The organism is Mesorhizobium sp. M1A.F.Ca.IN.020.06.1.1, from assembly GCF_004023265.1.
In the GTDB taxonomy this organism is placed as follows: Bacteria; Pseudomonadota; Alphaproteobacteria; order Rhizobiales; family Rhizobiaceae; genus Mesorhizobium.
The window spans coordinates 1-3,938 of record NZ_RZSR01000573.1 but is presented as its reverse complement, the minus strand read 5'-3'; the positions used below and the strand labels follow the sequence as shown (position 1 = coordinate 3,938).

Below are 3,938 nucleotides of genomic sequence, written 5' to 3'. Positions count from 1 at the left end.
CCCTATAATCGGTGGTGCGCTGACCTATGCGCGTGTGAAGAGCGAGCGCGACGTTGTTCACGAGGCGAAGGTTCATGCAAATATCGAGATCTGGACCAATGCGACTTGCAATGCCTGGTATGCTGACAACTGGCTGCCTGTCATTCGTGGCAACCGCTTGTACAAACTCCGGGCGAAGCAGGTCATTCTCGCCACAGGCATGATCGAGCAGCCATCGCAGTTCCGCAACAACGATTTGCCGGGCATCATCCAGGGGTCCGCGGCTCAGCGGCTTATTCGTCTTTTCGGCGTTAAGCCGGGAAAGCGCGCAGTCGTGCTTGCTTCGAACGATGACGCTTACGGAGTGGCATTGGACCTTCTCGATGCTGGAGTTCGACTCGCCGCTGTCTGTGATCTTCGCAAGGGGGACATCAACGGAGCGAATCGCGAAGAGCTAAAAACACACAACGTTGAAATCCTTGACGGCTGGTGCATATGGGACGCCATGCCTGAGATGGGCCACAAGCACGTCCAAGCAGTTGAAGTCGCGGAGCTAAACGCATCCGGGAACGCTGCCAAGATCCGGCTTCGATTCGACTGTGATCTCGTGTGCATGTCTGTCGGCTATGTCCCTGCCTATCAACTGCCGCTCCAGGCTGGAGGCAAGCTGGGATATGACGACGCTACGGCACAGTTCACGATCTCCGGGCAGGACAAAGCCGTGCTGCTCGCGGGTTCCGTAGACGGCCACTTCGACATTGGTGACTGCATTGCAGATGGATTTGCGCAGGGCGCACGGGCAGCGGCCAACTGCGGCTTGTCGATCTCAGATCTGCCCGCACGGCCGGCGCGCAGTTCGGCATCACCTAACCATCCCCGACCGATCTTTCCGCACCCCGGCGGAAAGGATTTCGTGGATTTCGACGAAGACTTGCAGGTTAGGGATATCAAGAACGCTGTCGCAGATGGATACCGCGAACTGGAACTTGTGAAGCGCTTCTCAACCGTCGGAATGGGTCCAAGCCAGGGGCGCCACGCAGCCTTGGCAACGGCGATGCTCGTATCAAAGGAAACCGGTCGGACGATCAACGAGGTCGGTGTCACAACCGCGCGGCCGCCGGTCACGACGGAGAAGATCGCGACCTTGGCGGGCCGGAAGTTTACGCCAATGCGTCGTACGCCGATGCATGCGCACCATTGCGCCGAAGGGGCTTCCTGGCTCTTAGCCGGAAACTGGATGCGGCCGGCCTTTTATGGACAAGGGTCGGACGACAAGAAGATCATCGCCGACGAGGTGCGCAACACGCGAAACAATGTCGGTATGATCGATGTGTCGACATTGGGCGGGCTGGACATACGCGGACCCGACGCTGCAGAGTTCCTAAACCGCATGTACACCTTCGCTTATGCGAAGCTTCCCATCGGCAAGACACGCTACCTTCTGATGACGAACGAAGCTGGCACTGTCATCGATGACGGTGTTGCGTGCCGAAGAGGCGATCAGTACTTCTACGTCACGGCCACCACGACAGGCGTCGATCGCATCTATCGCAACATGCTGTGGTGGAACGCCCAGTGGCGGCTTGACGTGGATATCGCCAACGTCACCGCGGCATATGCGGGGGTGAACCTCGCGGGTCCCAACGCCCGAAAGGTCCTTACAAAGCTGACGGACGACATCGATGTGTCGGCGGAGCAGTTCCCCTATCTCGCCTACCGCGAGGGTAAGGTCGCCGGAATCCCGGCGCGTGTGTTCCGCGTCGGATTCATCGGCGAGTTAGGCTACGAGATTCACGTTCCTTCACGCTACGGCGCCGAGCTCTGGCGTGCAATTAGGGAGGCGGGGCAGGAATACGGGATCAAGCCATTTGGCCTTGAAGCGCAGCGCGTGATGCGGCTCGAAAAAGGTCACGTCATCATTGGTCAGGACACCGACGGCATGACGGCGCCGGAGGAGCTCGACATGAACTGGGCGGTGGCGAATTCCAAGCCCTTCTTCATCGGCAAGCGCAGTCTTGAGATCCGCGGAAAGACACTGTCGAACCGCAAGCTTGTCGGCTTTGCACTTGATCGGATGCCCGCGTCAGGCCTGCAGGAGTCCAACCTGGTCGTGAAGGACGGTCAGATCGTCGGTTTCATCACCTCGATCACTTACTCTCCCACGCTCTCGAAGGTCATCGGCCTCGCGTACGCAGACAGAGCGGACGCTAACCTGGGAAGCCATATCACGTTGCGCTCAAGTGACGGCAGCCAGCACCAAGCCGAGGTCGTCTCACCGCATTTCTACGATCCGGACAACAAGCGGCAGGAGATGTAACATGGCTGCCATCGCACGAAGCCCCTTTGCACATCGCCTCGAACAGTCTCGCGCTCCGCGCCTACCCAACAACGTGGCCATCCATGATCTCACGCTCATTGGACGGACTGGCTTTAAGGGAGCCGGGACGACTGAATGGCTTGCTTCGAAGGTCTCTCTCCCGGAACGCCCGAACAGAGCCGTCACCCTTTCCGATGACACTGTCATTGGTCGGCTGGGCAAGGAGGAGTACCTCATCCTGAACGGTCGCAACTCGACGAGCGACATTTGTGGCGAACTGGACACGTCTTGGGCTGCGGAGAGCGCTGGCGATGGCACCCGCATGGGCTATCCGCTTCCGCGGGCAGACAGTCACAGCTGGCTTTTCATGGAGGGTGCGCGTGTTGCGGAAATGATGTCAAAGATTTGCGGTGTTGATCTTCGTAACAAGAGCTTTCCCCCAGGCGAAATCGCCCAAACGATCGTGGCACGTATCGGCGCTGTGCTGATCCGCGAGACCGGCGCCTCTGAAGGTCTTCATCTTCTCACGGACTTCGCCTCTGCCGACTATCTCTGGGAAGTGCTGGATGATGCGTCTGCCGAATATGGTGGCGGTTTCGTTCCAGCCGGGAGGAAGTAACATCGCCACCTATCACTTCAACTCAGATAACGGTGCGCCTGTCTGCGATCAGATCATGAACGCATTGCTGAGCTGTAACCAAGGCTCCGAGACTGCCTACGGCGCGGATCAGTATACCGCGAAGCTAGCACCCGCTTATTCCGAGTTCTTCGAGCGCGAGACCTTCGTGTTTCCGATAGGGACGGGGACTGCCGGCAATGGTCTGGCGCTGGGCGCCATTACGCCACCATATGGCACCATCTTCTGTCATGAGAGCGCCCATACCGTGACGACGGAAGGCGGCGCGCCCGAATTCTACAGCGGCGGTGGCCGAATGACGTTGCTTCGGGGTGAGCACAACAAGATACACCCTGCGGACCTGGAAAAAGCGCTGCAAAAGCACGGGATTGGCAACGTGCATCATATGGCGGCGAGCGCGGTGAGCCTCACCCAAGCGACGGAGGCCGGCGTTGTCTATTCAAAGGATGAACTGACGGAATTGGCCGAAATCGCTCACCAAGCAGGGCTGAAAGTTCATCTTGATGGCGCGCGAATTTCGAATGCCATGGTCAGTCTTGGGCTGACTCCTGCCGAGATGACCTGGAAGGCCGGCGTTGATATCCTGACTTTTGGTACCACCAAGAACGGGACAATGAACGCGGAAGCGGTGATAACGTTCGACCCAGAAATCGCCAGGGTACTTGGTTTCATGTACAAGAGGGCAGGGCACCTGTTCTCGAAAATGCGCTATATGTCCGCGCAACTCCTGAGCTTTCTCGAGAATGATCTCTGGAGTTCCAACGCGATCCAAGCGAACCGAAACGCTTTTCGCATTGAAGCTGCGTTGAAGCGGTGCCAGGGCGTTACTTTTGCCCATCCCGTGCAGATCAACGAAGTGTTTGTCGTCCTGCCGCCACGACTTTCCCGAGCTCTGCAGGAGAAAGGTATCCACCTACGGCCATGGAAGCTGGGGGGCGATGGTGACGGATTTCGTCTGGTGATGTCGTACAGCGACAAACCAGAAGAGGTCGAGCTCTTTGAAAA

At 58.2% G+C, this 3,938-nt stretch carries 3 protein-coding genes; all 3 read left to right on the top strand.

Features of this window, described 5'->3' with window-relative positions; all coding sequences use genetic code 11:
* Positions 1-2,296 (top strand): glycine cleavage T C-terminal barrel domain-containing protein (locus EOA60_RS22550; protein WP_128311923.1); only part of this gene is annotated, 2,296 nt, incomplete at its 5' end.
* A gap of 1 nt (position 2,297) precedes the next feature.
* Positions 2,298-2,915 carry a sarcosine oxidase subunit gamma family protein gene (locus EOA60_RS22545; protein ID WP_128311921.1) on the top strand — a complete coding sequence of 206 codons (618 nt, stop codon included), beginning with the start codon at positions 2,298-2,300 and terminating at the stop codon, positions 2,913-2,915.
* A partial coding sequence (locus EOA60_RS22540; RefSeq protein ID WP_128311919.1) for a beta-eliminating lyase-related protein occupies positions 2,863-3,938 on the top strand: 1,076 nt, incomplete at its 3' end. The genes EOA60_RS22545 and EOA60_RS22540, both read left to right, overlap by 53 nt.